At 68.4% G+C, this 4,610-nt stretch carries 5 protein-coding genes; all 5 read left to right on the plus strand.

What is annotated here, in order from left to right; translation table 11 throughout:
- The first annotated feature begins 113 nt into the window (after positions 1–113).
- The 5 genes from BUB20358_RS27600 to BUB20358_RS27620 all read left to right on the plus strand — a co-directional run bounded on the left by BUB20358_RS27600 (position 114) and on the right by BUB20358_RS27620 (position 4,405).
- Positions 114–1,205: a protein-glutamate methylesterase/protein-glutamine glutaminase gene (locus BUB20358_RS27600; RefSeq protein ID WP_035971386.1), complete on the plus strand. Its 1,092-nt coding sequence runs from the start codon at positions 114–116 to the stop codon at positions 1,203–1,205.
- 67 nt (positions 1,206–1,272) lie between these two features.
- Positions 1,273–1,668 (plus strand): chemotaxis response regulator CheY, encoded by a 396-nt coding sequence (cheY, locus tag BUB20358_RS27605; protein WP_006401389.1) that lies wholly within the window; start codon positions 1,273–1,275, stop codon positions 1,666–1,668.
- 1 nt (position 1,669) lies between these two features.
- Positions 1,670–2,401 carry a protein phosphatase CheZ gene (gene cheZ / locus BUB20358_RS27610; protein ID WP_006762896.1) on the plus strand — a complete coding sequence of 244 codons (732 nt, stop codon included), beginning with the start codon at positions 1,670–1,672 and terminating at the stop codon, positions 2,399–2,401.
- Positions 2,402–2,625: 224 nt separating this feature from the next.
- The gene (locus BUB20358_RS27615) at positions 2,626–3,129 is read left to right on the plus strand and encodes a DUF2844 domain-containing protein (RefSeq protein WP_006762895.1); all 504 of its coding nucleotides are present in this window, start codon (positions 2,626–2,628) and stop codon (positions 3,127–3,129) included.
- Between the two features lie 16 nt (positions 3,130–3,145).
- Positions 3,146–4,405 (plus strand): DUF3443 domain-containing protein, encoded by a 1,260-nt coding sequence (locus BUB20358_RS27620; RefSeq protein WP_035971385.1) that lies wholly within the window; start codon positions 3,146–3,148, stop codon positions 4,403–4,405.
- Positions 4,406–4,610: the final 205 nt, after the last annotated feature.

The following is a 4,610-nucleotide window of genomic DNA, read 5'->3' on the forward strand; positions in this document are numbered from 1 at the left end:
GAGTTGTTCGGCGTGCGCGGCGCGGGCGCAGGCGGCGCGGGCCATGCGGGCGGTGCCGGCGGCGCACGGGCGGGCAGCCCGTACGCCGCGAATCTATCGAAAAAGCAGGAGGCATGACCGCAGTGCAGAAGATCAAAGTGTTGTGCGTCGACGATTCGGCGCTGATCCGCAGCCTGATGACGGAGATCATCAACAGCCAGCCCGACATGTCGGTATGCGCGACCGCGCCCGATCCGCTCGTCGCGCGCGAGCTCATCAAGCAGCACAACCCGGACGTGCTCACGCTCGACGTCGAAATGCCGCGCATGGACGGGCTCGACTTCCTCGAGAAGCTGATGCGGCTGCGCCCGATGCCGGTCGTGATGGTATCGTCGCTGACCGAGCGCGGCTCGGAGATCACGCTGCGCGCGCTCGAGCTCGGCGCGGTGGACTTCGTCACGAAGCCGCGCGTCGGGATTCGCGACGGGATGCTCGAATACGCGGAAAAGCTCGCGGACAAGATCCGCGCGGCGTCGCGCGCGCGCGTGCGTCAGGCGCCGCAGCCGCAGGCCGCCGCCCGCGCGGCCGACAGCGGCGCGGCCGCGCCGATGGTGAACAATCCGCTCGTCAGTACCGAGAAGCTGATCATCATCGGTGCGTCGACCGGCGGCACCGAGGCGATCCGCGAGGTGCTGACGCCGCTGCCGCCGGACGCGCCGGCCGTGCTGATCGCGCAGCACATGCCGCCCGGTTTCACGAAGTCGTTCGCGCAGCGGCTGAACGGGCTGTGCCGGATCGCGGTGAAGGAAGCCGAGCACGGCGAGCGCGTGCTGCCCGGCCATGCGTACATCGCGCCGGGCCACGCGCACCTGCTGCTCGCGCGAAGCGGCGCGAACTACATCGCGCAGCTGTCGGACGATCCGCCGGTGAACCGTCACCGGCCGTCGGTCGACGTGCTGTTCCGCTCGGCGGCCACGCATGCGGGGAAGAACGCGATCGGCGTGATCCTCACCGGGATGGGCCGCGACGGCGCGGCGGGGCTGCTGGACATGAAACGCGCGGGCGCTTATACGTTCGCGCAGGACGAGGCGAGCTGCATCGTGTTCGGGATGCCGCGCGAGGCGATCGCGCTCGGCGGCGCGGACGAGGTCGTGTCGCTCGCCGACATGAGCCGCCGCGTGATGGCGCGGCTCGCGACGATGGGCGAGCGCGTGCAGCGCGTGTGAATCGAATGTCACGGGGCGCGTGCGACGATGCGCGTCCCGACGGTAATGAATCTGGAAAGGAACGACGATGGACAAGAGCATGAAAATCCTGGTGGTGGACGACTTCCCGACGATGCGCCGGATCGTCCGCAACCTGCTCAAGGAACTGGGCTACACGAACGTCGACGAGGCCGAGGACGGCGCGGCCGGTCTCGCGCGGCTGCGCGGCGGCGGCTTCGACTTCGTGATTTCGGACTGGAACATGCCGAACCTCGACGGCCTCGCGATGCTGAAGGAAATCCGCGCGGATGCGTCGCTCGCGCACCTGCCGGTGCTGATGGTCACGGCCGAATCGAAGAAGGAGAACATCATCGCGGCCGCGCAGGCCGGCGCGAGCGGCTACGTCGTGAAACCGTTTACGGCCGCGACGCTCGACGAGAAGCTGAACAAGATCATCGACAAGATGGCGAAAGCCGGGAGCTGACGTGAACGAGCCGATCCATGCGGCGCTCGCCGGCGCGGGGTTCAATGCCGACAGCCACCCCGAAGGCGCCGATCTCGCGAGCGACCGCATCCTCGCGCGCATCGGTCAGGTCACACGTACGCTGCGCGATTCGATGCGCGAGCTCGGGCTCGACAAGCACGTCGAGCGCGCGGCGGAAGCGGTGCCCGACGCGCGCGACCGGCTGCGTTACGTCGCGACGATGACCGAGCAGGCGGCCGAGCGCGTGCTGAACGCGATCGAGATCGCGAAACCGGTGCAGGAGCGCATCCAGAACCAGGCGGAGGCGCTTGACGCCCGCTGGACGCAATGGTACGCGGCGCCGATCGAGCACGCGGAAGTGCGCGAGCTGATGGACGACACGCGCGCATTCCTGCGCACGCTGCCCGACGCGACCGCCGCGACCAGCGCGCAGCTGCTCGAGATCATGCTCGCGCAGGACTTCCAGGATCTCACCGGGCAGGTGATCAAGAAGATCATGGACATGGTGTACCTCATCGAGCAGCAGCTCCTTACCGTGCTCGTCGAGAACATCGCGCCCGAGCGGCGCGAGCAGTTCGCGGCGACCGCCGCGGCGCTCGCGGCCGAGCAGGTCAGCGCGACCGGCAGCCCCGCGTCGCTGCTGAACGGGCCGCAGATTTCGCCGGAAGGCAAGACCGACGTCGTGCAGGATCAGGCGCAGGTCGACGATTTGCTCGCGAGCCTCGGCTTCTGACCCGCGTTGCGCATCGGCGCCGCGCCGCCGCGCGGCCGCCGGATGCGCGTCCATGCCGTTCCCCCCGGCAATCGGCACCGCCGATTTGACACTTCGACACACTCCGCAGGCATACTACGAGTCAGCAGCAACGGAAGCGTCGTTCATACGACTTTTCACTGTTCGCAGGCGGTGCGTGCGCGACGCTGCATCGCCGACAACGAGGCCAGTCCCTGGGGGGGAACGTGAAGCTGAAACGCTTGGGCTGGGTCGCCGCGCACGCGGCGGCCGCCATCGGTGTGCTGTGGACCGTCCACGCACACGCGGAACTGGGCGGCGCGCCGATGTCGCCGCCGGCGGACGATCGCGCCGCGACCGTGCGCGCGCTGCAGCGCGCGATGCGTTCGGCGGACGGCGCGCAAACGAGCGCGGCCGCGTACACCGTACGCGAGATCACGCTCGGATCGGGCACCGTGATCCACGAATACGCGTCGGCGGCCGGCACCGTGTTCGGCCTCGCATGGCGCGGGCCGACGATGCCGGATCTCGCGTCGCTGCTCGGCAGCTATTTCCCGCAGTACACCGCCGGCGTGCAAGCCGCGCATGCAGCGCGCGGCTGGCGCGCGCCGGTGTCCGTCGATACGACCGGCCTGGTGATCCGCACCGGCGGCCACATGGGCGCGTTCGCGGGCCAGGCGTGGCTGCCGAACGCGCTGCCTGCCGGGCTGACCGGCACCGACATCCAGTGACAGCGGGAGAGCGATCTTGCGAATTCCTCGTACATTCAAGCGCTGGCTCGGCCTGCTGAGCGTCGCGGCCACGACGGCGCTGCTCGTAACCGCCTGCGGCGGCGGCGACGACAACAACGGCGGCAGCGGCGGCGACAATAGCGGCGGCGGCTCCAGCGTGTCCGACGGCAATACCGGGAACACGGCGGTGATCTCGGTCGGCACCGGCGTCGCGCACGTGATCAACATCCCGACCGTCAACCTGAAGATCTGCGCGCCCGGCACGTCGAATTGCCAGGTGGTGAACAACGTGCTGGTGGACACCGCGTCGTACGGGCTGCGGCTCGTCAGCAGCGCGTTGTCGTCCGGCGTGTTGAACGGTCTGCCGCAGACGACGAGCGGCGGCGCGCCGGTCGCCGAGTGCGGCAAGTTCGTGTCGAGCTACACGTGGGGGGCGGTGCGAACCGTCGACCTGTCGATCGGCAGCGAGCAGGCGAGCTCGCTGCCGGTGCAGATCATCGGCGATCTGGGCACGACCAACGTGCCGAGCTCGTGCTCGAACAACGGTGCGAGAACCTCGGCCAACACCGCGAGCGATCTCGGCGCGAACGGGATCCTCGGCATCGGGCCGGCGCCGCTCGACTGCGGCACCAATTGCGCGACGTCGACGTCGCCGACGTACAACAATTACTACGCGTGCCCGAACGGCAATTCGAGCTGCACGGTCGCGCTGGTGCCCGCCACGCAGCAGGTGGCCAATCCGGTCCACCGCTTCGCGACCGACAACAACGGCGTGATCGTGCAGATGCCGAACATCTCGAACAGCGGGCAGGGCAGCGCGACGGGCCTGTTGACCTTCGGGATCGGCACGCAGAGCAACAACGCGCTCGGCGCATCGACGGTGCTGACGTCGACGACGGCCGGCGACGTGAACGCGACGTTCCTCGGCAACAGCGTGACCGCGTTCTTCGATACCGGCTCGAACGCGTACTTCTTCAACGATCCGGCGCAGAAGACATGCACGACGAACACGCAGTTCTACTGCCCGTCGTCGCCGACCACCTACACGGCGACGCTGACCGGCAAGAACGGCACGACCGGCGGCGTGTCGATGCCGGTCGTCAACGCCGATTCGGTGTTCGCGAATTCGTCGACGTTCGCGTTCAACGACATCGCCGGCCCGTTCGGCCCGGACGGCTGGCTTGATCTCGGCATGCCGCATTTCTACGGCAAGACGATCTACTTCGGGATGGACAAGACGTCGAGCGGCGGCGCGCAGCCTTACGTCGCGTTCTGACGTGCGGGTTGCCCGCGGGCCGGGCCGCGCATTGAACGGCTACCCAGCGGCTGTCGGGTAGCCGGCTTGGGCACCTTGAAGAGCGGGGCCTCTAAGTATCGGCAGGCCTCCGTACTCGGCTAAGTCGGGCTAGTGTCCCGTTCCGCTGATTCGCGAACAAAGTCGGTGTAGCTTTTCGAGGATGGAATCGGCAGACGCGGTCCAG

Origin of the sequence: Burkholderia dolosa, from assembly GCF_902499135.1 — a bacterium.
In the GTDB taxonomy this organism is placed as follows: Bacteria; Pseudomonadota; Gammaproteobacteria; order Burkholderiales; family Burkholderiaceae; genus Burkholderia; species Burkholderia dolosa.